Source organism: Wenyingzhuangia gilva (assembly GCF_030519655.1).
GTDB classification, from domain to species: Bacteria; Bacteroidota; Bacteroidia; order Flavobacteriales; family Flavobacteriaceae; genus Wenyingzhuangia; species Wenyingzhuangia gilva.
Window position 1 is genome coordinate 47,201 of sequence record NZ_JAUMIT010000007.1, and the last position, 24,434, is coordinate 71,634.

At 30.6% G+C, this 24,434-nt stretch carries 18 protein-coding genes; 11 read left to right on the plus strand and 7 right to left on the minus strand.

Features of this window, described 5'->3' with window-relative positions; genetic code table 11:
* Positions 1 to 12: 12 nt before the first annotated feature.
* Both QVZ41_RS12605 and QVZ41_RS12610 read right to left on the minus strand, forming a co-directional pair.
* Complete coding sequence (locus tag QVZ41_RS12605; RefSeq protein WP_302884965.1) at positions 13 to 447, minus strand: PH domain-containing protein; 435 nt, start codon at positions 445 to 447, stop codon at positions 13 to 15.
* 80 nt (positions 448 to 527) lie between these two features.
* Positions 528 to 1,355 (minus strand): universal stress protein, encoded by an 828-nt coding sequence (locus tag QVZ41_RS12610; RefSeq protein WP_302884966.1) that lies wholly within the window; start codon positions 1,353 to 1,355, stop codon positions 528 to 530.
* A gap of 148 nt (positions 1,356 to 1,503) precedes the next feature.
* Here QVZ41_RS12610 and guaB point away from each other — a divergent pair, with 148 nt between their 5' ends.
* The 4 genes from guaB (at position 1,504) to QVZ41_RS12630 (ending at position 7,313) form a co-directional block, all read left to right on the plus strand.
* Entirely contained in the window at positions 1,504 to 2,970 is a 1,467-nt protein-coding gene (guaB, locus tag QVZ41_RS12615) for an IMP dehydrogenase (protein WP_302884967.1), read from the plus strand.
* A 166-nt stretch (positions 2,971 to 3,136) separates the two neighbouring features.
* On the plus strand, positions 3,137 to 4,318 hold the full coding sequence (locus QVZ41_RS12620) for a putative sugar nucleotidyl transferase (protein ID WP_302884969.1): 1,182 nt from the start codon (positions 3,137 to 3,139) through the stop codon (positions 4,316 to 4,318).
* Positions 4,308 to 4,844 carry an adenine phosphoribosyltransferase gene (locus tag QVZ41_RS12625; protein WP_302884970.1) on the plus strand — a complete coding sequence of 179 codons (537 nt, stop codon included), beginning with the start codon at positions 4,308 to 4,310 and terminating at the stop codon, positions 4,842 to 4,844. Before QVZ41_RS12620 ends, QVZ41_RS12625 begins: the two co-directional genes overlap by 11 nt.
* A 3-nt stretch (positions 4,845 to 4,847) precedes the next feature.
* Positions 4,848 to 7,313, plus strand: a complete 2,466-nt coding sequence (locus tag QVZ41_RS12630; protein WP_302884972.1) for a M1 family metallopeptidase — start codon at positions 4,848 to 4,850, stop codon at positions 7,311 to 7,313.
* Here the strand turns inward: QVZ41_RS12630 and QVZ41_RS12635 are convergent, their stop codons facing one another.
* Positions 7,314 to 7,718, minus strand: coding sequence for a helix-turn-helix transcriptional regulator (locus QVZ41_RS12635; RefSeq protein WP_302884973.1), 405 nt, complete (start codon positions 7,716 to 7,718; stop codon positions 7,314 to 7,316).
* Between the two features lie 297 nt (positions 7,719 to 8,015).
* On the opposite strand from QVZ41_RS12635, the gene QVZ41_RS12640 reads away from it, so the two are divergent.
* The 3 genes from QVZ41_RS12640 (at position 8,016) to QVZ41_RS12650 (ending at position 10,898) form a co-directional block, all read left to right on the plus strand.
* Positions 8,016 to 9,068, plus strand: coding sequence for a DUF2817 domain-containing protein (locus QVZ41_RS12640; RefSeq protein WP_302884974.1), 1,053 nt, complete (start codon positions 8,016 to 8,018; stop codon positions 9,066 to 9,068).
* A 110-nt stretch (positions 9,069 to 9,178) separates the two neighbouring features.
* The gene (locus QVZ41_RS12645) at positions 9,179 to 9,658 is read left to right on the plus strand and encodes an Lrp/AsnC family transcriptional regulator (RefSeq protein ID WP_073118763.1); all 480 of its coding nucleotides are present in this window, start codon (positions 9,179 to 9,181) and stop codon (positions 9,656 to 9,658) included.
* A 70-nt stretch (positions 9,659 to 9,728) separates the two neighbouring features.
* Positions 9,729 to 10,898 carry a hypothetical protein gene (locus tag QVZ41_RS12650; protein ID WP_302884976.1) on the plus strand — a complete coding sequence of 390 codons (1,170 nt, stop codon included), beginning with the start codon at positions 9,729 to 9,731 and terminating at the stop codon, positions 10,896 to 10,898.
* Positions 10,899 to 10,951: 53 nt separating this feature from the next.
* On the opposite strand, the gene QVZ41_RS12655 is transcribed toward QVZ41_RS12650, so the two are convergent.
* On the minus strand, positions 10,952 to 11,449 hold the full coding sequence (locus QVZ41_RS12655) for a DUF1761 domain-containing protein (RefSeq protein ID WP_302884978.1): 498 nt from the start codon (positions 11,447 to 11,449) through the stop codon (positions 10,952 to 10,954).
* 156 nt (positions 11,450 to 11,605) lie between these two features.
* Between QVZ41_RS12655 and QVZ41_RS12660 the strand changes: the two genes are divergently transcribed.
* Entirely contained in the window at positions 11,606 to 13,123 is a 1,518-nt protein-coding gene (locus tag QVZ41_RS12660; protein WP_302884979.1) for a DEAD/DEAH box helicase, read from the plus strand.
* Positions 13,124 to 13,212: 89 nt separating this feature from the next.
* The gene (locus QVZ41_RS12665) at positions 13,213 to 13,902 is read left to right on the plus strand and encodes a YiaD family glycine zipper/OmpA-like lipoprotein (protein WP_302884980.1); all 690 of its coding nucleotides are present in this window, start codon (positions 13,213 to 13,215) and stop codon (positions 13,900 to 13,902) included.
* Between the two features lie 231 nt (positions 13,903 to 14,133).
* Here QVZ41_RS12665 and QVZ41_RS12670 read toward each other — a convergent pair whose 3' ends face one another.
* The gene (locus QVZ41_RS12670; RefSeq protein WP_302884981.1) at positions 14,134 to 15,909 is read right to left on the minus strand and encodes a reverse transcriptase domain-containing protein; all 1,776 of its coding nucleotides are present in this window, start codon (positions 15,907 to 15,909) and stop codon (positions 14,134 to 14,136) included.
* Positions 15,910 to 16,174: 265 nt separating this feature from the next.
* Between QVZ41_RS12670 and QVZ41_RS12675 the strand changes: the two genes are divergently transcribed.
* Positions 16,175 to 17,137, plus strand: coding sequence for a BT4734/BF3469 family protein (locus QVZ41_RS12675; protein ID WP_302884982.1), 963 nt, complete (start codon positions 16,175 to 16,177; stop codon positions 17,135 to 17,137).
* A 577-nt stretch (positions 17,138 to 17,714) separates the two neighbouring features.
* Here the strand turns inward: QVZ41_RS12675 and QVZ41_RS12680 are convergent.
* Positions 17,715 to 21,194 carry a PQQ-dependent sugar dehydrogenase gene (locus QVZ41_RS12680; RefSeq protein ID WP_302884983.1) on the minus strand — a complete coding sequence of 1,160 codons (3,480 nt, stop codon included), beginning with the start codon at positions 21,192 to 21,194 and terminating at the stop codon, positions 17,715 to 17,717.
* 175 nt (positions 21,195 to 21,369) lie between these two features.
* Entirely contained in the window at positions 21,370 to 23,553 is a 2,184-nt protein-coding gene (locus QVZ41_RS12685; protein WP_302884984.1) for a S9 family peptidase, read from the minus strand.
* Between the two features lie 260 nt (positions 23,554 to 23,813).
* On the opposite strand from QVZ41_RS12685, the gene QVZ41_RS12690 reads away from it, so the two are divergent.
* Entirely contained in the window at positions 23,814 to 24,425 is a 612-nt protein-coding gene (locus QVZ41_RS12690; RefSeq protein ID WP_302884985.1) for a DEAD/DEAH box helicase, read from the plus strand.
* Positions 24,426 to 24,434 lie beyond the last annotated feature (9 nt).

Sequence of the window (24,434 nt, forward strand, 5' to 3'; positions counted from 1 at the left end):
CACTTTAAAAGCTTAAGCCTCTGTGATTTTGATGTTTTTATTTAAGGTTAGGATTTCTTGAATAAAAGTGTCGTTGGTTTTAGGAGATATATAAATCTCATCATACTTGTTGTATTTAATAATAAGCCCCTTAGTGGCTGTGGCAGGCTTTATACCCACCCAAAGTGTTTTATTTTTAATGATTTCTCTAATGTTTTCAATCTCAATAGTTCCTTTTAAGAATCCACTTTTATACTTTAATTGTGTTTTACTCAATTCATAATAGGTGCTATAATGTAGCCAAATGATAAAAATAATCACTGATAATAAAATAAGGTCTGACCATAAAAATGAGTTTAAACGAATGTCTTTCTCAATCCTTTTGCTAATGCTTAATCCAATAAATAATAGGCTAATTCCAAAAACAAAGACAGGAAAAAACAGGTCTTTTCTACTTTTAAATCTCATCATCATTTTTTTATTTAAATATACAAAAGCCTTTTCAATAAATTAAAAAGGCTTTTGTGTGTGATGTAATGTGGTAAATTTTAAATCAATACAGTTAACACAGGATAAGAAGATTTGTTCGCAATATCTAAAGAAACACTTTGGTTAAAAAACTTAGAAATACTAGATTTTCCGTGTGTTGGAATGCATATCAAATCAATATTGTTTTCATCTGCATAATATTTAACTCCTTGTATTACCGAATAATCATCATAATTAGCAAAGTATTCTAAATTGTCTAAATTCCCATCTGCTTTCATTAAAAAGTTTTCAAAACGGTATTTCATTTCTGCAGTTGATACAAATCCACCATCTGGTTTGTTAATAAATAACAAAGTAGGTTTTACTTGAATCAATTTAAAGAATTCCTGAGCCTTTAAATAAGCATTGATAGACTCCATTTTAAAATCGCTCACAAAAACAACATTTTTAAAATCAACAGTTTTTAATTCTTCTTTTACTATTAATACTGGAATTTTAGAGTTTCTTACTACTTTTTCTGTATTAGAGCCTAAAAAACTACTATGATGTCCTGCACCATGAGACCCCATCACAATTAAAGAAGCTTCTTGGTCAATGGCCAAATCACCAATTTCAGGAAATACCGTAAAGTGCTTAATGATTACTTTCATTTTAACCCCTTTTAAATAAGGTTGACTGGTTAAGGTCTCCATTTTTTTCTCCGCATGTTTAATCATAAAAACAATGGTCTTACTATAATCAGTATCATGATTAGAGTAGGCCATAGGCATTTCTAGCATGTGAACTAAAATAATTTCTGAAGTATGTTTTTTAGCTAGTTGAGCTGCAGCTTTTAGTGCAAATTCTGAATACTCAGAAAAGTCAACGGGTATGATTATTTTTTTCATGACGATGGAGTTTTTTTTTCTCTATTAAATTTACAAAAAGCATTAACGTTAACAAAGGATTATGAGTTATAAATTCTTATGAAACCTTTGGGTTGTTTTATATTTATTATCGTATATTTGCATGCAATTAAATCATACCTAATTGCAAATGTCTACAAACAAAGTTATTTCTGAAGGTCTAACATACGATGATGTTTTATTAGTCCCTGCTTATTCAGAAGTGTTACCAAACACCGTTTCAATAAAATCTAAATTCACAAGGAATATTCCATTAAATACACCTATCATATCCGCAGCTATGGATACTGTTACGGAGTCTAGAATGGCTATTGCGATGGCTCGTGAAGGTGGAATTGGTGTGATTCATAAAAACATGTCTATTGCTGAACAAGCAAAACAAGTTAAAAAAGTAAAACGTTCTGAAGCAGGAATGATTTTAGAGCCAGTGACCATTGCTGCAGATCAAACCGTATTAGATGCCAACTTGTTGATGCAAGAGCATAAAATTGGTGGAATTCCTGTGGTAGATGATAAAGGAATTTTAAAAGGAATTGTAACCAATAGAGATTTACGTTTTGAAAAAGACAGCGATAGAAAAATTGCTGACGTGATGACTGCCGAAGGATTGGTAACCGTTTCTGCGGGTACTTCTTTAAAAGAAGCAGAAGTTATATTACAAGACAATAAAGTTGAAAAATTACCAATTGTTGATAAAGACTATAAATTGGTAGGATTGATTACTTTTAGAGATATCACAAAAGTTCGTGAGAATCCAGAAGCTAATAAAGACGAATTCGGAAGATTACGAGTAGCTGCTGCTATTGGAGTTACTGATGACTGTTTAGAAAGAGTTGCTGCTTTGGTTAAAGAAGGAGTGGATGCTGTGGTATTGGATTCAGCTCATGGACATTCTGTAAACATTTTAAATAAATTAAAAGAAATCAAAGCTGTATACCCTAATTTGGATGTTGTAGCTGGAAATATTGTGACCAAACAAGCTGCTTTAGACTTAGTTGCAGCAGGTGCTGATGGGGTTAAAGTAGGAATTGGACCAGGTTCTATTTGTACTACTCGTATCGTTGCAGGTGTTGGTTACCCTCAATTATCAGCAGTAATTCAAGTTGCAGAAGCGTTGGCTGGAACAGGAGTTCCTGTAATTGCTGATGGTGGAGTTCGTTATACAGGGGATATTCCTAAAGCGATTGCTGCAGGAGCAGATTCTGTAATGTTAGGATCTTTATTAGCAGGAACCAAAGAAGCTCCAGGAGAAGTAATTTTATTCAACGGAAGAAGATTTAAATCTTACAGAGGAATGGGATCTGTTGAAGCCATGAAAAAAGGTTCTAAAGATAGATATTTCCAAGGAGATGAAGACAATAGTAAAAAATTGGTTCCAGAAGGAATTGAAGGACGAGTACCTTACAAAGGAGAATTATACGAAACCATGCATCAATTTATTGGTGGATTAAGAGCAGGTATGGGATACTGTGGTGCAGGAACTATCGAGGCTCAAAAAAATGCTGAGTTTGTAAGAATTACAGCTTCAGGAATTGCAGAAAGTCACCCACATGATGTAGCCATTACCAAAGAAGCTCCAAATTATTCTAGACAATAAGACTTTAATACAATAAAATATAACCACCTATTCTTTTTAGGTGGTTTTTTTATATCTTTTTACCAGTAAAAAAAAGTACAAATAAAGAAAAGATTTTGTGTTTTGTAGGCTTGTACAAATTGATTGAAATAAGATGATAACTATATAAAAATTAGAAAAGAAAAACATGAACTACATTCTTTATGATGGTGCTTTTAGAGAAGCACTTTTACCATTTACTTTTACAAGACCTGTTGCAGATATTAGAATTGGAATTTTAACCATTCGTGAAAAGTGGGAAAAATATTTACGGTTGACTACAACCACATTAACAGAAGAGTACTTAAGTGATAAGTTTCCGATGTTAGAAATGGAAGAGAATGTTTTTATCAATGCAGGATATCTTCCAAATCAGGAGTTTTTTAAAGCCGTAAAAAACTTAAAAGCCAATCAAAAAGTAGTTTGTAATGAGGATATTTTGGCTTTTTACAGCACCGAAGATCAGGAAGAAGTAGATTTTGATAGCTACGAAGCTATTGTATTAGAAAATATTGAAAGCATAGAACACAAATGGGATTTGTTTTTAAAAAACGAATATGCCATTCAGCAAGATTTTGAATTGTTAACCAAGGATGAAGTTTCTATGGAAATTCCAGATGGTGTTCAGGCTATTAACAAAGAGCAGATTTTTATAGAAGAAGGAGCAACTATTTTTCCTTGTATTTTAAATGCTTCAAGCGGACCTATCTATATTGGGAAAGAGGCTACTATTTTAGATGGAGCCTTGATTAGAGGACCTTTTGCTTTAGGAGAAAAATCTTTGGTAAAAATGGGGGCTAAAATTTACGGGGCAACTACTATTGGTCCTAATTGTAAGGTTGGAGGAGAGGTAAAAAACAGTGTGATTTTTGCCAACTCAAACAAAGGTCATGAAGGGTATTTAGGAAATTCCGTCGTAGGGGAATGGTGTAACTTTGGAGCTGACACCAATGTTTCTAATCTAAAAAACACGTTTAGTAAAGTACGATTATGGAGTTATGAAGAAGAAATCTATGAAGATACCCAACAACTATTTTGTGGATTGATGATGGGAGATCACTCTAAAACCGGAATTAATGCTATGTTTAACACTGGTACAGTTGTTGGAGTAAGTGCCAATATTTTTGGTTCAGATTTACCAGAAAAATTCATTCCTTCTTTTACTTGGGGAGGTAATGTATTGATGGATGTTTACAACTTTAAAAAAGCCATTAGAACAGCTACCAAAATGATGGAATTGTCGCATCAGGAAATTTCCGAACAAGACATATTCATCTTAGAAGAAGTATTTCATCAAACAAAAAAATATAGAAATAAAATTGAAAACTAAAAACTTAGAAGAAAGAGTAAAGTCCGTAATACGTGATGTGCAAGATTTTCCAAAACCAGGAATTTTGTTCAAAGATATTACCCCAATATTATTACATCCTAGTTTGTTACAAGAAATGGTGGCTGCCATGGCAAATCAGTTTAAAGATGTAAAAGTAGATGCGGTTGCTGGAATTGAATCAAGGGGATATTTGTTTGGAGTGCTGTTGGCACAAAAATTACAAGTTCCTTTTATCATGATTCGAAAAGAGGGAAAGTTACCAGCCAAGACCATCAACGAATCATACGATTTAGAATATGGTTCTGCAACTATTGAAGTTCATGAAGATGCTATTACAAAAGGAAGTCATGTTTTAATTCATGATGATTTGTTGGCTACAGGAGGAACCGCTGTTGCTGCCGCAAATTTAATCCAGCAAAAAGCACATGTTGCGGGATTTAGTTTTGTGATAGACCTTACTTTTTTAGAAGGAAGTAAAAAATTAAAAGAAATTCAACCGATTATAAAATCATTAATAACCTATTAATTTATGCAACATTACATAAAATTATTGTTTGTTGTTTTTATAGCGAGTCAAACACAAGCCCAGCGTTTGTATCGTTTTAATGACAATGGAAAAACAGCAACCAAAGAATTTGATTTGGTGGATACCAAACTTAATTTAAGCTTTAACTTTGATGATCAAACTGTCAATGGGGAAGCGTGGGTGACCTTATCTCCACATTTTAAAAGCACTGATAAATTACAATTGGATGCTAAAAAGATGAATATTTACGAAGTTAAACAAGGAAAACAGGTTTTAAAGTTTTACAACACTGGAACAAAATTAAATATTGATCTTCCAAAAGTTTACACCAAAAATGATACTTTGACTTTGTATATCAAATACCGAGGAAACCCCAATAAAGTAGAAAGTAAAGGTGGTGTAGCTATTACAGATGATAAAGGATTATATTTTATCAATCCAAAAGGAGAAGATGCTGCCAAGCCAACAGAGATTTGGACACAAGGAGAACCTGAACAAAATAGTGTTTGGTTTCCAACCATTGATAAGCCAAATCAAAAATCAACAGAAGAAATTATTTTAACGGTTCCTGATAAATTTGTAACCCTATCAAACGGGAAATTAATTTCTCAGAAAAAAAATGAAGATGGAACCAGAACCGATCATTGGAAACAAACGTTACCACATGCTCCTTATTTATTTTTTGTAGGTGTGGGAGATTTTGCAGTCATCAAACAAACTTGGAGAGGAAAAGAAGTGAATTTTTATGTAGAGCCTTCTTATAAAGATACTGCAGAGGAGTTGTTTAAAAACACGACCAAAATGTTGACGTTTTTTTCAGATATTACAGGGGTGGAATATCCTTGGGATAAATACAGTCAAATGATTGTGCGTGATTATGTAAGTGGTGCCATGGAGAACACTGGTGCGGTAATTCATGCAGAACAAGCCATGTTGTCAAAAGGGGAGTTGTCTGAAAGAAATACCTGGGAATCCACCATTGCACATGAATTGTTTCATCATTGGTTTGGAGATTTGGTCACGACTGAAAGCTGGGCAAATATTACGGTAAATGAATCTTTTGCTAATTATTCTGAATATTTATGGCTGTATCACCAATATGGAAAAGACAGAGCAGATGAGCATATGGATAAAGATAAGGGGCAGTATTTTAGTCCTAATGCTTTACAAGAAAATTACGAGAAACATTTGGTGCGTTATAATTACAGTAAAAAAGACGATGTTTTTGATGTAGTGAGTTATAACAAAGGAGGTATGATTCTTCACATGCTAAGAAATTATCTAGGAGATGATATTTTCTTTGCAGGACTTAAATTGTATTTAGAGAAAAATAAATTTAAAGCATCAGAAGCACAACAATTACGTTTGGCTTTTGAAGAAGTGAGTGGAGAAGATTTGGTTTGGTTTTTTAGTCAATGGTATTATAGTAACGGACATCCAAAATTAAAAGTGAGTTATGAGAATGATTTATTAAGTGATAAAGTAAAAGTAAAAATCACTCAGTCTGGTAAAGAATTCGATTTTCCTGTAACCATTACGGTTTATGATGGCGATACCAAACAAGATTATAAAGTGTTTGTGGATGGAAAAGAAAAGATTTTTGAATTTCCATTTAACAGAGAGCCTAAATTAATTAAAGTAAACTCTGATCATGTGTTGTTGGCAGAAATTACGGAGCCTGAATTAACCACAGAGCAATTGATTTATCAATATGAACATGCCTCACATTATGTAGATAAAATGAGCTCTTTAGAATTGTTAAAAGACAAGCAAGATGATAAAGATGTTTTTAAATTGTTTGAAGAGGCTATTAACGATCCTTATGAAACTATTCAAGCTTATGCGTTAGAGAACATCAATTTGGCAGGTAGTTACGCTAAAAGAAGAACGATTAGTAGAATTACGGAATTGGCTAAGGATAAAAATCCAAACGTGGCAGCAGCAGCTATTTCAACTTTAGGAAAATTATTAGATAAAAAGTTTTTATCTATATTCATTCAGGGGATTGATAACATTTCTCCTAAAGTAAAAGGAAACAGCTTGTTGGCTATGTACTATATAGATAAGGATAGGGCAGAAGAGTATGCAGCTAGATTATCTGTAAAAATTAAGGATTATATTTATGTACCGTTGTTAAAAATCTATTTAGAACAACGCAAACCAGAGCAAGTAAACTTTGTAGCAAAATATTTATTAACGGGAATGTATTTGATACAAGATGAAAAGTTAAAGAAAAACTTTGAAGATGCTTTTGACTGGGTGGCTGCAACAAATAATGAAGAAGCTATTCAGACCATGGTTGATGACTTTGTTGAAAAGGGATTAAGATATAGAAAATACAATTTTAATTACGAATGTATTAGAGTCTTAAGAAAAGTAATTGCCAAGCAACAAGAAGTCAATCATCCTAATAAAAATGCTATTTTATCTATCTTAGAACAGGGAGTTAAAAAACTTGCTATTGAATAATTAAGAAGATATTTCGGAATACTCTTTAAAGGTTCCATTTTTATAAAAGACAACAATTCTTTCTATGTCGGAAGGAGTTGTTGTTTTTTTTTGCTCACTATTTACAGCAGGTTTAGGAGTTGTGTTTTCTTCAGGTATTGCAAACAAACCTTCTTCAACTTTGGTTGATTTACTTTCTTTACCAGGGAACTGTTCTTTTCCATAAAGCAACCAATCTAACGATACTTCTTTATAGGTATCTACAATCTTTAAAATAAATTCTAAGCTAGGTTTATTTCTCCCAGAGAGTAGGTGAGAAATACTAGATCGCTGTACGTTAATTTCATCTGCAAATGTAGCGGCAGATAAATGATAGTGCTCTAGTAATTTATGGAGTCTGTTTATAAAGTCTTCTTGGTTTAACATTGTAAACTTTGTTAGTTTGAACTGATGTTTACAAATGTAATCATTTTAAACAAATCACCATAACATATCTAATAATTAGTTAGATACACATCTAAATAACTTTATATAAAACTATACAGTCAACTCTTTTTTAAGTATTTAACTATCTTTATTTGTTTTTTAATATAGGTACGTAGTTTCGGTAAAGACACCACCTGTATAATATTTACAAATGTATTTACATGCTTACTAAGTAAAGTTAATAAGTTTACAAATGTAAATTACATTTGTAAACAAAAGGTTGTTTACTTTTGTAACATGAATAGATTAGATTTAGACACTTTAGAAAAATGGTACCTTAATAATTTCGAGGATAAATTGTTAGGTAGACGTATTGTTTTAGAAGATATAGAACCCATCATTAAAACTTTAAAAACCCCTTTCGTGGTTCGTGAATTAGGAACTTCTGAAACACACAAAAACATATATCATATTACTTTAGGTACAGGACCTAAAAGAATACTCTTATGGTCTCAGATGCATGGAAATGAAAGTACAGGAACCAAAGCTTTATTTGACTTGTTTAAATACATACAAGCTCATAAAGAAGAGTTTTTTATAAAAGAATTAATAAAGACTTGTACATTAATTTTTATTCCGATGTTAAATCCTGATGGAGCAACAAACTTTACAAGAGTAAACCAGAATAATGTTGATTTGAATAGAGATGCTGTTGACTTAAAAGCCAAAGAAAGCAATTTGTTAAGAGCTGTTTTAAACGATTTTAATCCTCATTTTTGTTTCAACCTTCACGATCAAAGAACCATTTTTAATGTAGAAGGATTTAAAAACCCAGCTACCATTTCATTTTTAGCACCTTCTATAGACGAACCTAGAACCTTAACAGACGGTAGAAAAGAAACCATGGCTGTTATTGTAGCAATGAACGAAACTTTGCAAAAAATCATTCCTAATCACATAGGAAGATACACAGATGAATTTTATCCAACCGCTACAGGAGATAATTTTCAAAAACTAGGACACAATACTATTTTAATTGAAGCAGGACACTATCCTGGCGATTATGATAGAGATATTGTTCGTAAATTTAACTTTTATGCAATCCTAAGTGGTTTAAAATACTTAGTTTCTCATGAAAATTACACTTATTATGAGCCATATTTTGATATTCCGAACAATGGAAAGCAAAATTATGACCTTATTTTGAGAAATTTTTTAGACGACCAAAATAAGCAGATTGATATTGCTTTTCAGTATGAATATGAGGTAGTTAACAACCGTTTAGTTTCAAAATTAGTGGAGTATCAGCGAGGAGATTTAAAAGAATTTAATGCATATAATGAGTTTTAGTTTAAATATTTGTTAAGAATACTTATATTTAGTTTATAAAAAGATAGAAAAATACTAGAATATTGTATTTTTGTCACTTAAATTTTAGAAAGTAAAAGTACCTCACAGCCATGAAGAAACATCATTTAGACGAAATAGATCACCAGATATTAGACATGTTGATTGATAATGCAAGAACTCCATTTACAGATATTGCTAAAAAATTATTAGTTTCAGCAGGTACCATCCATGTTCGTGTGAAAAAAATGGAAGACGAAGGAATCATCAAAGGTTCTACTTTGACATTGGATTATGAAAAAATGGACTATAACTTTATTGCACACGTTGGTTTGTATTTAGAGAGTAGTTCAAAAATAAGACAAGTATTGGCAGCTTTAGAAAATATCCCTAATGTAACGGTTGCCTACATTACTGCAGGCAAATACAACATTTTTTGTAAAATTAGAGCTAAAGACACCAACCAAGCCAAAGACATCATTTTCTCAATTGACGATATTGATGGAGTTAGAAGAACTGAAACAATGATTTCTATGGAAGAAAGCATTAATGATAAGAAAAGAATGATGCACGCTATTTTTAAAGATTATTAATAGTAAAATCATCGTAAGAAAACACCTTAGTAGCCTACTAAGGTGTTTTTTTATGTCCATTTGTTAATTTATGAATTCAAAGTTCCATTTTATCAAGAAAGATTTTTCTTATCAATTTTCTTTTACAATTCAAGATTTTGTAAAAGACTGGTCTTTGGTTCGTCATCACAATCTATATTTAACTGCTCCTTATTTAAGGGCTATTGAAAATAGTCAAATCCCATATCTTAGTTTTTTATATGTTATCGTTTATCAAAGAGAAATTCCAGTAGGTGTTTTGTATTTTCAGAATATAGAAATTACCAATGGTTTTTATTTTCAAGATACTTTTCCAAAGGAGTTAAAAAAAAGAATCACCACCAAAATGTTAAAAAGTCTTTGCGGAAATTTATTGGTCTGTGGTAATTTTTTTGCTACCGGAGAAAACGGCTTTGCATTACATGATGATATTTCTAGCAAAATAGTGTATGATGTTCTTAAAGATTTAAAATCTGTTTTAAAAAAGACTAAAAATCCTTTAGGGTCAAGTTTTACATTATTTAAAGAATTTTGGGGAAATCAAGAACTGGTGATTCAACAAACCTTAGATAAAAAATATCATTCTTTTGAAATTGATGTCAACATGGTATTGTCGATTTCTAATAATTGGCATACGTTTCAGGAATATTTGGGAGACATGACTACCAAGTATAGAACTCGAGCAAAAAGTGTTTATAAAAAGACAGAATCGGTTAAAGCGCGTGAATTTTCAGCAGTTGAAATCAAAGCTTCTCAATCCTTGATACATGAGTTGTATGTGTCGGTAGTGAATACCGCGAGTTTTAACATGGTAAAGTTTACAGAAGAAAATTTCTATCAATTTAAAAAAGAGCTGAAAGAAAACTTTGTGTTTACGGGGTATTTTTTAGAAAATGCTTTAGTAGCTTTTAGCACAGCTTGTTTTACAGATAGTGGTTTGGATGCCAATTATGTGGGGATTAATTATCAAATAAACAAAAGCATGCCTTTGTATCAACGTATTTTGTATGATTATGTACAATTGGCTATCACCAACCAAGTAAAAGAGTTAAGGCTAGGAAGAACTGCAGAACTCATGAAAAGTAGCTTAGGTGCCGAGCCTGTGCCCATGAAGTTATATATAAAACACGACCTTCAAATGGTAAATACTTTGATTAAACCTTTGGTGAAAAAAGTAAAACCAAGCACCTATGAACTCAGAAGTCCTTTTAAAAAAGATTAAAAAGCATAAAAAAACCTCGAAGGATGCTCCGAGGTTTTTAGTAAATAAAGTTCTTAAGTAAATTGGCAAATAATTCCGCCCATAATGGCAAGTGTCAATGCCCAATATCCAGCATGAATCATTACATACTTAAAAGATCTCCTTTCAAACAAGGCGTTAATTCCTATAATCGGCATCGCTAACAAAAGAGCATTGATCGCCCCGTGAAAAGCTCCGTGTTTAAAAGTCCTAAAATTTTGTCCGTAGTTGGCCATAAATTCGCTGGTATAAGCAAAAAGATCAGAATTGGGATTGTTTAATCCAGGTTCGTTCATCAAAACTGAAAAAAATCCAAATTGATGAATCACTATTGGAGTTAAAGCCACCGAAATAAATAAACTAAGCAAATAACACCATAAAAAAATCATGGGGTTGGGTTTTTCTAACTTGTCAGGATTCATTCCTATTTCTTTCATCCAAGCGGTTCCCAAAACTTTTGGATTGTACCAAATAAAGCCAATGATTAAAGGAACTATCGCTGTAATAAGCAGTACGATTAAATTAAATTTCATCATCATAGTTTTTAAGTTTAGTGTACTAAATATAAGATTTTAATCCTTTATATTTTTGAAACTATTCTAAATACGCTACTTATAGCGAAAAAACAAGGGTTTAAATTTCGTAAAACTTTAAAAACTGCGTAGTTTTGCAAAACTCAAAAAAACTATATGGAAGTAGAAATTAAGAAAACAAGTACCAATAAGAAGGAGTTATACGATTATCAAAAAGAGAACATTAACAATGTTTTTGATAAAATTGAAAACAAACCTTCTAATTACAACTTGGTTTTTCAGCTACCTACAGGAGGAGGGAAGACTGTTATTTTTTCTGAAATAGCAAGACGTTTTATTAAGGAAAAACAGAAAAAAGTATTGATTTTAACTCACAGAATTGAGTTGAGTAGCCAAACCTCTAAAATGCTTGATGAATTTGGCGTAACTAACAAAGTTATTACCAGTGACGTAAAATCTTTAGACGATCAAAATGAATACATGTGTTTTGTAGCGATGGTAGAAACGCTAAAAAACAGGTTGAATGATGATTTGCTAGATATGAGGGATGTGAGTATGGTGATTATTGATGAAGCTCACTATAATTCTTTCCGTAAACTTTTTAAGTATTTTCAAGACTGTTTTATTTTGGGAGTTACAGCAACGCCTTTGAGTTCTAACATTAAACTTCCCATGAACGAAATCTATGATGAGTTATTGGTAGGAGAACCTATTAGTACACTAATAGAAAGAGGTTTCTTGGCCAAAGCTACCACTTATACTTATGATGTGGCTTTGGGAGGATTAAAAGTAGGGATTAATGGTGATTATACTGTAAAATCTTCAGATGACTTGTATACTAGTAACATTATGCAAGACAAACTATTACATGCTTATATAGAAAAATCATTGGGTAAAAAAACCTTGATTTTTAACAATGGTATTAGTACTTCTTGGCATGTATATGATACTTTTAAGGCTGCTGGGTATGATAATGTTCGTCATTTAGACAATACTTTTTCTAAGCAGGAGCGAAGTGAAATTTTAAGATGGTTTAAAAAAACACCTGATGCTATTTTAACGTCTGTAAGTATTTTAACCACAGGATTTGATGAACCAAGTGTAGATACTATTATTTTAAACAGAGCTACCAAATCTATCACTTTATATTATCAAATGATTGGTCGTGGATCTCGTGTTTATAAAAATAAAAAAACGTTTAATGTAATTGACTTAGGTAACAATGCTGCTCGTTTTGGATTGTGGAGTGCACCCATCAACTGGAAACGTATTTTTAAATCGCCAGATTATTATTTAGATAATTTAATCAACGATGAAGAAATAGAACGTCAGTTTGTGTATGACATGCCTAAAGAGGTTCGTGAAAAGTTTAAAAATACAGAAGACATTACTTTTAAGGTTAAAGAACACTATGACAATGCCATTAAAAGAGGAATAAAATCTAAAGTGGTGTTAGATAAATCTGTAGCACAACACGCACAAATGTGTTATGAAAATGCAGAAGATGTTTTTGAAGCAAGAGATTTGGTGATTTTATTAGAAGATGATATCAAAGACCGAATTAAAAAATACTCTCACTACATGATTAAGAGTACCAAAAACTATATTATGTGGTTAGAAGAAGATTACAAACGAAAGCTAAACACCGCGATTAACATGAAATTTAAAGAATAATAATTTCATAAGATTTTAACATAGAATTATATTTTTTAAGAAAAAAAGAGATATTTTCACAGTACATAAATAAAACTAAAAGAAATAAGATGAAGAAAATTTTTAGAAACACATTATTAGTATGTTTAAGCGCTAGTATGTTTGTTGGATGTTCTAGTATGAACAATACAACTAAAGGAGGTTTGTTGGGAACTGGAGCTGGAGCTGCTATTGGTGCTGGAATTGGAGCATTAATTGGAGGTAAAAAAGGAGCCGCTATTGGTGCTATTGGTGGTGCTGCTGTGGGTGGAACTACTGGAGTTATAATTGGTAAAAAAATGGACAAGCAAGCAGAGGAATTAAGAAATTCTATTCCTGGTGCACAAGTCTATAGAGTTGGAGAAGGAATTGATGTAGTTTTTGACAAAGATTCAGGAATTTATTTTGCTTCTAACAAATCTGAAATCAATGCTGATACTAAAAACGTTTTAACAAAATTGGCAGAAGTATTACAAAAGTATCCTGAAACCAATTTATTTGTAACAGGACATACAGATTCTGACGGTGCTGAGGAATACAACATGAAATTATCTTATGAAAGAGCCAATGCAGTAGCAGATTACTTAAAAGCATTAGGAGTTCCTGCTGATAGATTTACAGTTAAAGGTGAAGGTGAATTGTTACCAATTGCTGATAATTCTACTGCAGCTGGAAAAGCTAAAAACAGAAGAGTTGAATTAGCGATTATTGCTAACGAAACCATGATTAAACAAGCGGAAGAAGAAGCTAAGAATCAATAATACAAAAAGGACTGTAAAATCTACAGTCCTTTTCTTTAATACATTCTATTTAACATAATATAAATTATAATACAACTTATAATGATGGTTTATGTATAGTATTATCTTAGATTATTTATACATAATTGTACAATTTAGATATTATTAAAATTTTAGTGTATTTGAATAATTGTACAATCTATTTAAATTTAAGTGATTCTCGAGATACTTCTCTTTTAATACTATATAAGATTATTTTAGATGATTATAATAACTGTAAGGAACTCCAAAATATAATTCTTCCATATATTTTGGTAAATCATCCTTATCATTAGTTTCTTTGTTTAAATGAGAAATCATTCTTTTTAAATATAAAATTTGTTGTTCTCTTCTTTTGTCTAATTCTTTTAATTGTTTTAAAACAATTTTATTTTCGTTTAATAAATGAAAACCATTCGTCCAACATAAACCTTGATTAAGATTATTTTCTTCATAATTATAAATTGTAACTCTTCCTACAGACATTGATATTAATCTTTGTTGTAAACTAAAAATAATTTGATTAATAGTTTTTCTTGAATACTTATTGATATCAGGTAGTTTTCTATTTTCATCAAGCCCAAGAGAAATTAAAATTCTTTGTGTTTCACTAATCTGTTTACTGATTTCTTTTTTTATTGAACTTTTTCTAACTCTTAATTCTCCTTTGTAATTTATCTGGTAACCTACAAAAGAAAGCCAAGGTATATTTCGCTCATTTACATATTTATTTCCAAAAAAATAGGGCTCCTTTGATTTTACTTCCCAAAAGGAGTTAGCAGAATCCTTATAATTTTTAAAACTTTTTGGTTCATGATAAAGTAAGTAATTATCACTAATTCCTTTTTTGTAAACTTCTAAAGCTTTTTTACAAATCTCATTATTTTTATGAGCGAGTACCATATCATCACAGTATCTTACATAAAAAATATTCTCATCAACATTTTTAACGGCTTTGTCAACATTATTCAAAATTAGATTAGCTATAAAACATGAAATAGCATTTCCTTGTGGGACTCCTATCTTAAAACTCTCAATATAAGTTTCAGAATATTTATCAATTAGTTCATTTTTAACCCAACCAAATTCACCAATAGGAACTCCACTTTCCATAAAGTAATTAGGAACTGAATTTTTAGTAAGAACATCTTTATTAAAAGAATACGAATCGAGAAATAATGAAAAAAGTTTAATTGCAGTTGTAGATATTTTTATTCCTTTAAATGACAGCTCTTCAATTGTTCTATGAAAAATTTTCAGAAGATGATCATGCTGTACTGTGTCAAAAAACTTCTGTATATCACATTCAGAAACCCATAATTTTTTATATTTTTTTCTATACTTTAATATTTCAATAATTGAATCATGATGGTTAGGAACATGTCCAGTTTTATTATTTCTAGCTCTAAATGCATAAGAACAATCTAAAAATATACTATCAAAGTTTATTGTTAGATATCTAGAAAGCAAAGATGTAATTATTTTATCCTCTAATGTGAATTTTGCTATTGGACGATATATACATCTACCATTTTTATTTGATTTAGGTAAAGGAAATATTAGTGGTTTTTGAATTATGTATTTATCTGTAGATATATCTTCTACTTTTTTTCTGATTTTATTACAAAATTGTAATAAATTATCGTACCAATCTTCGGGTGTTTTTCCTTTAAAATCAACAAGGTATTTCTCTATTTTATAAGATTTCCAGAGCCTCATTTGGTTTCTCTCTAAACTATTTGTTAAACTATTTGGATCGAGTCTTTCAGTTTGATTTAGTTTTTTCCAATTTCTACGGGTTGGGAATAAAGATTGAATAGTAATAAAGTCAAAATCCTTGTTTGAAATTGTTATTTTATTCGTTCTATTATGAAAGCTAATATCTCTAGACATATGTTTTTTATGTCTTTTATGTGATATTCCTGCTCTGTGTTTACAAAGCATTTTAATTATCGCTGGATTAGTATAATAATCTTCTAAATCTTTCATTTTAAAATAAGGCGTAGAGCGTAGAAATCAATTTGATTGAGATACATTGCTGCTCTGATATACAAATACAGCAGAGACCATAAGCATCAGGATTATTAGGCTCGTAAATTGTTTCAGTGATTTCGATTATAACAAAAATTGTTAATGCTACTAACACCTAAAGAATAAATTCTTATACCTGTTCAATATAATGAAGTAAACTTCACTCTTGCCTACGCCTTAAACCAAATATAGTATATTTATGTTTTAAAAATTCATAATAAAAATGTTAGTTTCTAGATTTAATAGTATTACCAATACAAAAAATTCTATCCAAACAAATTTGTTGGATGAACTTAATGATATTAAAGAAGGAAAATATAAAAGCATCATAGAAAAGTGCAGATTCTTTACAAAAAACAACGATTATGATTCATATAAATCTCTTAAAATAAGTTTACCTATCGTGACTTTTTGTGGGACTTTTAAAGGTGGTAGAAAGTTAGATAACTTAAAGATATATAATAGTATTATGATTTTAGACATAGATCATATAGGCTCTAATATAAATGAAATAAAAAATAAGTTAATTACAGACAAGTATATTTATTCTGTGTGGTTATCACCTTCAAATGAAGGAGTTAAAGCTTTAGTAAAAATAGATAGTAATCCTGAAGAGCATAAATTAAGTTTTAACTCACTCAAAGAATATTTTAAGACAAAATATAATATAGAACTTGATAAAAGTGGTAGTGATGTAACTAGATTATGTTTTGTTTCATGGGATAAAGATTTATATTTAAATATTAATTCAGAAGTTTATGTAGATAAACTTTTAGTTGAACTTGATAATAAAATTAAGTCTAAAAAAATCTCCTTAAATAAATCTCTTAATAAAAGTGCTTATGCTACTGAGGGTTTAAATAAAGCTGAACATAGAAAAACTATTAGTTTAATAATTAAATATTTAAAAAGAAAACAAATATCTATAACTAATACTTATGAGGAGTGGTTTAGAGTCGCTTTAGCAATTTCTAGCACTTTTAGTTATGATTTAGGTGAGAAATATTTCTTAAGTATATGTGAATTAGATAAAGAAAAACATAATGAATTAGAAAGTATTAATATTCTAAAATATTGTTATAACAATAGACTATTAAATTCTGATTCATCAATATCATTAGGAACTGTCGTTTTTTATGCAAAAGAAAAAGGATTTATAACAAAAAAAGACAAGTATTCAAGCTAGTCATAATTTATTACCTAACATTCTTTTTTTAAATATTTCCCGCTGTCTCTTGACATTTAACTTTATTACAAAACCCTGTAGCATTGGCTACTTCATCTTTTGTTAATTTATCACCACAATTTGGGCAATATGGATATACATTACTCATGTTTTTCTAATTTTAGTTAATAAACCCGTCTAAATAAGAGTTTATTTGAATATACTATTATTTATCTATTAATTGATTAAAAATAGTAGATACTATATTAATTACATTTCATACAAACCCTCATTTAATTGTATCGTTGCTTTTTTTATAATAAATCAACTTTTTATGACTTTTAAAAAAACATACTTCCCTCCTACGTCGTCGCATAAAAAGTGTTCCATTAACATTGTAAAAGAATCTTTTAAGAATAAATTTTTTCAAGAAACTGTAGTAACAACTTTCGCTTTTAGCCAAAGCTCAAGTTACATAACGCGGAACATTATAACACAAATGAAATAAACGTTTTTTGGCTTAGATTAGGCGGTTTTTAAAAATTCGTTTTAAATGAATAGAATAAAATTGTTATAATTTAGTACTCATATAAAAATACTACTTTTTAATAATGGTATTAATATATGTATTGTTGTTAACAATAGTTTTTACTAAATAAATACCTTTTGGTATTTCTGAAATAGCAAGAGATATATTATTAGCATTCGGTTTTATTTGTAATATTTTTATTTCTTGACCTAATGAATTAATGATACTAATGATTATATCATTCGTTGTTAATGTAGGTAATTTGATATTCAAAACACCATCAACAGGATTAGGATAAATCTGTAATTTTTCATTACGCTCAAATTGAGAAATGTTTAACAAACTTTTTGCTTCAGTAATTTTCCAAATTTTTCCATTTTGTTTAGATAAAACATAAATTTCTCCTTGTGCATCTAATCCAAAACGAATATCTGCTCGATTACTATCTGCTAAATTTAGCATATTTGTTTTAACACCATTTGTAGTGTAAATACTGAATTCATTAATTTCAGTAAAAGGTTGACCAATTATCATTTCTGATTCTTCAGTAAAAAAAATTCGTCCTTTTACAATATCACCAAAAATATATTTACCACGCAATTCTGGAATTAAATCACCTCTGTAAACAAAACCTGCGACAATAGCAAAACCTTCATCATGATCGTATTCTGCAACAGGATATGTGTATCTAAAACTTTCATCTTCAGGAACTTTATAAACGTAATTCGGGTCGTTTTTCTTAAATAAAAAAGAACCTTCACGTTCGTTCCAACCATAATTTGCACCTGCTATTCCTGGATAAATAGCATCTATATTCTTCTCTCCTATGTTACCAATAAACATTTTATGAGTTCCCCCTTCATCCCAACTAAAACGATGTGGATTTCTAAAACCGTAAGCCCATATTTCGCCTAAAGCATTATCCGTGTTTATAAATGGATTTGTAGCGGGTATTCCATATTTTCTATTTGGTGAATTATTACCTGAGGGATCTATACGTAATAATTTTCCATGAGGTACTGATAAATCTTGTGGACCATTAGAAAAAACAGGATTTTCTTCTCCATCACCCAAGGCCAAATACAATAACCCATAATCTTCGTTTCCTTTAACAGCATTTGGGTTAAAACCAATTTGCTGGAAACCGTGTAACCCTGTATCAAAACCAATTCTTAAAACTTCTCTATGTGTACCATAAAAAGTAGTAGCCATCGGGTTTGAAGCTTTCCACTCTATAATAACTCCATGCATATCATCTATACCAGCAGAAGTATAATCTGGCGTAATATTGGTTAATGCATCAAAACGTTCTGTATGTATTGTATAAAATAGACCATTTGTTACAAACTCTGGATGAAAAGCAAAAAAACCAAAGCCACTACCTAAACGAGGATTGTTAGCGAAATTTGTAAACTGAGCGCTTACATCTAAATAGGTACTTACAATTTGGTTTTCTATGCTATACAAATTATTGTTCAAATCATTCACAAAAAGTCGATCTGTATTATCATTTGCATGATCTAAAAAATTAATTCTTGTAACAGGTTTGTTTGGACTACTAGCTGGAATTGTAACGAATTCTTCCAATACAATTCCAATATCAGAAACAGGTATTGTGGCAGCTATTGGATCAGTTAAAGGTAAAGAGAGATCTGTATTTCCATTTGAATGTGTGCATGAATTATTTGAAGGGTGGTTTAAATTAATCTCATTTGGATCTATATAGATATCATCAATAAAAAAAGTACCAATACTACTGTTTTGTTTAATAAAAAATGAAATCAAAGGGTTTGATGCCGTATTATTTCTATAATAAAAATCAGTTAACGATCCTGATGACAACAATTTTGGAGTTGTATCTTGATTACCTTGTAAATAAATTTGATAGGTATCTTCTATATTGTTAGTAACTATCCATACACAATACCAAGTATTGTTAGTGATTTTTTCTAATGATAAAAAATGACTACCGCTTCTACTATATAGATTATCACTATCATTATCTAGATTAATTTGGTTCTCATAATCTGCAAATTCTGATGGTGTATTTACATCAGACATACCTATGTTTTGATTGACCAAACCAGAACGTAGTATTCTAAAATATAATGTACCTATATCACAGTTCTTTATTTCAGGAATTGAATGATATGCATTCATAGAACCTGCATCAATTTTCATAACTTGATTTATATTATTAAAAGGGTCTTCTGCTACAGTTACAATATCTGAATTAGATCTCCATTCATTTTGACCATCAATAGCACCCAAATTTAGATCTTCGAAAGTTTCAATAGGAGAAAAATTTAATGCTTGTTCTAGTGTAATAGGAAGTGCTAAATTTTCTTTTTGATTGTCTACGTAAAAACTATCATAGAATAATATACCATAATCAACGTCTGGAGAATTTAATAAATAAAGCGTTTGCAATGCTTCTGATGTTCCGTTTCTAAAAGAAAACAAAGAAGTTCCATTATTTACAATACCTTTGATAGGATATTTATGTGTACCTCCCTGAACATATATTTCAAATTTATCAGCAGTATTATCAATAACCATCCAAATATTATAAATTACTCCATTTTCTGGTTTAATATTGGTTAAGAAATTATTTGTATCTCCATTTCTTACCCGAAATTTTCCATGATCTACAGACATTTGTACTTCATAATCATTATATAATTCAATATTTCCTGTTCCATTATCTGTTAAACGAGGGTTTACAAGATCAGTAAGTCCAAAATGCGAATAAGTATTTTCCACATCTTCTATTAATAATTGAAAAAAAAGGGTTCCTATAGTGTTATTATTTATAGCTTTATCTTTTAATGGTTTATAAGCATTTCCACGAAACATAACTCCATTTGGATCATTCATAAGTGCTTTTCCTGTAAAACCATTGTAAACATCTGAACTTACAATAGCACCATCTAAAGCTCCTGGTGGATTGGTTTCCCAATCGTTTTGACCACGAATACTTCCATTTAACAAATCATTAAAGTCTTCAACTAGACAAAAATCATTACAATTTGTGTTTATTAGTATTGATGAAAATATATTAACTTCTGCCAAAGAAAGTATACCAGTTCCCGCTAATTGAATGCGTACATAATGCCCTGATATTTCTTTTGGAATATTTATCGAAGACCCTGCTAATTCGGAAACATAGAATTGTTGCACATTACAATCTACTAGAATTTCTGAAAAAGTTTGACCAGATAAATCTGAGTCAGAAATGAAAACATAAAAATTAGTTAAACGTTCTGAAAAGGAATCTGTACGGTTAAAGATTTGAATAAGACTGATGTTGGTTTTAGATTCTAAATCTATCTGCCACCAAGGATTTGTTTCATTATTGGTTTGTGTAACTGATCCCGAATAAAAATCGCCGTTAGTGTTACCATCTATAGCAAGGTTAGCCTCTCCTCCTTGTGAAGAAACTGAACTTTGGACTGCCGTTTTACTATTAGTTAGATTAACAGACTGGGATGTTACCTTAAGAGATACAAAAAAGGTACAGCAAATAATTACTACAAAATTCTTAAACATATATTAATTAAATTAAAGAAATTAAATATAGTCAAAACTTTGTTCTATCTAGAAAATATAATTTCAAATGAAGTTTGAAGTGCTGATATAAATTAAACTGCTCAAATTATATAAAAATCAGCTAGCTGTACAAAATGTACCACACTAGCTAATTTAAAATAATTATTCTACTATATTATTCTCCTCCCGGTAAACAATGTTGTTTTAAATAATTAGTGTACAAAGTTTGTAAATGTTCACTTGTTCCTGCTCCTTCTGAAATGGAATGAGAACGGTTTGGGTAGGCCATTAACTGAAATTGCTTGTTGTGTTTTATCAATTCGTTAATCAACATTTCGGCATTATTATAATGCACATTGTCATCCCCTGTTCCATGAATATATAATAAGTTTCCTTCTAAGTTTTTAGCATGGGTAATTGGCGATCCATTAATAAAATCCTGGATATTTTCTTGTGGCAATCCCATATAACGTTCTTGGTAAATATTGTCATAGGTTAGTTGGTTTCCTACTGCAGCAATGGCAATTCCGGTTTGGTAAATTTTAGGATATTTAAACAACAAGTTTAAAGTGGTAGAACCTCCTCCACTCCAACCCCAAACGGCTACACGTTTGGCATCTACAAAATCCCAGGTTAACACTTCTTTGGCAGCCATGGCTTGGTCAGAAATGTTTAATTTTCCTATATTTCTATAAATGGCTTTTCGCCAAGCACGTCCTTTGGGTGCTGGGGTTCCTCGGTTATCTATAGACATATAAATATAACCATCATCGGCCATGTTTCCTTTATACAAACGGTTTCCTCCTATACCATATTGGTCTTTTACATTGGCTCCCCAAGGTTCTGCATAGACCATAAAAACAACAGGATATTTTTTAGAAGCATCAAAGTTGGTAGGTTTTATCATCCAACCGTCCATTTCAGTACCATCTGCAATGGTTACTTTAAAAAACTCAACCTTTTTTTCTACTTGTGCCACAGCTACTTTAGCTTTAAAAGGAGTTTTGTTTTCTGTAGAAGTATGGTTTGGTAAGCTAATGAATTCTGCCACTGGTTTTGTATAAGTGTTGCTAAAACTATGAAATGCATATTTTCCTGTAGGAGATACTGAATAATTATGAGTACCCTCAAAATCCAAAGGCGTTACTCTTTTGGCTTTTCCTTTTCCGTTTAATTTTGTTCTGTACAAGTATTTTTGAGTAGCGTTGTTTGGAGAGGCATAAAAATAAACCAAGTTTTTTTGTTCGTTTACCGCCAATACATCCATTACATCGTAATCTCCTTTGGTAATACAAGTTGCTTTTCCTGTGGTACTAATTCTGTACAAATGTCTCCAACCATCTTTTTCACTAAACCACAAAAACTCTTTGTTGTTATTAATCCATGGAAATTTGTGACGATAGGTTAAACCATAAGAATTTTCCCATACACTTAAAACATCAATCCAAGCGGTATCTTTTTCAATATAAATTTGTTTTGTTGTATTGGTAATAACGTTGCAATTTAAAATTTTGCTTTCGTTTTGTTTACGATTTAATTGTTGCACAAATAAATTTGTTGGCGAATTCCATTCAATACGTGGTAAATAATGTTGACTAGGATCTCCTGCAATATTTAACCATGTAAGGTTTTTACTGTCTATTTCAATCACTCCTATTTTGGCAGGAGATGGAGTTTGTCCTGCTGTTGGATATTCTACAGGAATCACTTTGGAATACACATCATCGGTAAGATTAATCATGTTGTAATCACGTATTTTTCTTGCATCAATTTGCCAAAAAGCAATACGATTGCTATCTGGACTCCACTGAAAACCATCTCTACACGCAAATTCTTCTTCGTAAGCCCAATCAAAAGTTCCGTTGATTAACTTTCTATTTCCATCAGTTGTTAAGGCTGTTTCTGTTTGTGTATCAATATCTTCCACGTATAAGTTAAACTCACTTACATAAGCTACTTTGCTGGCATCTGGTGATAGTTTTGCAAAACGAAGCGAAGAAGTGGGTCTGTTTTTTCCTATTTGAGAAAGGGATTTTGTGTTTAAGTCTAACAACCAATAATCTCCTTCTGTGTCTAATCTCCAAACTTTTTTAGTATTGGTGTAAAGAAGTATTTTTCGGTGATCTTTAGAAAAACTAAAGTCTCTAATTTCAAGAGGTTTACCGTTGTTTAGCGTAATCATTTCTGCAGTGACCAAAATCTGTTTGGTGTTGCTAGGAAGTGTGGTTTTTGTAATTTGATTTTGTTCTACTCTGTAGAAAGAGTTTCCATCTTTAGACCAATTAATTTGTTGTGCATCACTAAATTTTATAATGACTAAAAATAGGATTGTAAACAGAAGGTTTTCTTTTTTTAACATCGTTAGATTTTATAATTAACTATTTTTTTTTGAATGGATGAAGTTAACTTTTTTGGAATAAAATATGTTGTTATAACAGATAGAATATTTATGGTTTTTAATCATGTTTTGTACTGTTTTTAGATGACATCATAAAAAAAACGTAAGAAATCTATCAAATATTTGGTTGATGTTTTTTGCCTATCAAATCTTGCCATTCATAAACCCAAGCTCCTATTTAATTGTATCTTTGTTTTTTTTAATAAGAAATTATCTTTTTTATGCCTTTCAAAAAATTACATGCCGAGATCAAAGAAGTGTTACAAAATCTAGAAATCACTACTCCTACCGATTTTCAAAAGACCAGTATTCCTGTTATTAAAAGTGGAACCAGTGTTTATTGTACGGCTCCTAAAGATGAAGGAAAAACCACTACTTTGATTTTAACAACCATGCATAAATTAAAATGTGAGGAAGTTGGTAATATTCCAAGAGCTTTGGTATTGGTAGAAAATAATGACAAAGCGCTGGACTTGTATCAATCTTTTTTAAAATATACCAAACAGACTTCTTTACGTGTGTATGTAGCCAATGAAAAAGAACATATAGATTTGTTAAAATCAGAAATTTTTGAAGGAGTTGACATTCTGATTGCTACACCACAAATCATTGCTAAATTATTGATGACCTATGGTGTTAACCTGTCGGAATTAAAGATATTTAGTGTAGATGATGCGGAGTTTTTATCGCAAACCAATGCTTACAATGCGGTGTTGTCTATCACCCAAAGCATTAGCAAATGCCAATATGTATTGTATTCCGAAAAAAGAAACCCTAATTTAAAACGATTGGAATCTTATTTTATGGAATATGCCAACGTAATTAGTGTTTAAACGTTATAC

Coding starts and splice junctions, on each gene's coding strand:
- QVZ41_RS12685 (WP_302884984.1), bottom strand. CDS start 23,553: ATGTTAAAAAAAGAAAACCTTCTGTTTACAATCCTATTTTTAGTCATT.
- QVZ41_RS12635 (WP_302884973.1), bottom strand. CDS start 7,718: ATGTTAAACCAAGAAGACTTTATAAACAGACTCCATAAATTACTAGAG.
- QVZ41_RS12675 (WP_302884982.1), top strand. CDS start 16,175: ATGTTAGTTTCTAGATTTAATAGTATTACCAATACAAAAAATTCTATC.
- QVZ41_RS12645 (WP_073118763.1), top strand. CDS start 9,179: ATGAAGAAACATCATTTAGACGAAATAGATCACCAGATATTAGACATG.
- QVZ41_RS12690 (WP_302884985.1), top strand. CDS start 23,814: ATGCCTTTCAAAAAATTACATGCCGAGATCAAAGAAGTGTTACAAAAT.
- QVZ41_RS12655 (WP_302884978.1), bottom strand. CDS start 11,449: ATGAAATTTAATTTAATCGTACTGCTTATTACAGCGATAGTTCCTTTA.
- QVZ41_RS12680 (WP_302884983.1), bottom strand. CDS start 21,194: ATGTTTAAGAATTTTGTAGTAATTATTTGCTGTACCTTTTTTGTATCT.
- QVZ41_RS12665 (WP_302884980.1), top strand. CDS start 13,213: ATGAAGAAAATTTTTAGAAACACATTATTAGTATGTTTAAGCGCTAGT.
- guaB (WP_302884967.1), top strand. CDS start 1,504: ATGTCTACAAACAAAGTTATTTCTGAAGGTCTAACATACGATGATGTT.
- QVZ41_RS12670 (WP_302884981.1), bottom strand. CDS start 15,909: ATGAAAGATTTAGAAGATTATTATACTAATCCAGCGATAATTAAAATG.
- QVZ41_RS12630 (WP_302884972.1), top strand. CDS start 4,848: ATGCAACATTACATAAAATTATTGTTTGTTGTTTTTATAGCGAGTCAA.
- QVZ41_RS12605 (WP_302884965.1), bottom strand. CDS start 447: ATGAGATTTAAAAGTAGAAAAGACCTGTTTTTTCCTGTCTTTGTTTTT.
- QVZ41_RS12620 (WP_302884969.1), top strand. CDS start 3,137: ATGAACTACATTCTTTATGATGGTGCTTTTAGAGAAGCACTTTTACCA.
- QVZ41_RS12650 (WP_302884976.1), top strand. CDS start 9,729: ATGAATTCAAAGTTCCATTTTATCAAGAAAGATTTTTCTTATCAATTT.
- QVZ41_RS12660 (WP_302884979.1), top strand. CDS start 11,606: ATGGAAGTAGAAATTAAGAAAACAAGTACCAATAAGAAGGAGTTATAC.
- QVZ41_RS12610 (WP_302884966.1), bottom strand. CDS start 1,355: ATGAAAAAAATAATCATACCCGTTGACTTTTCTGAGTATTCAGAATTT.
- QVZ41_RS12640 (WP_302884974.1), top strand. CDS start 8,016: ATGAATAGATTAGATTTAGACACTTTAGAAAAATGGTACCTTAATAAT.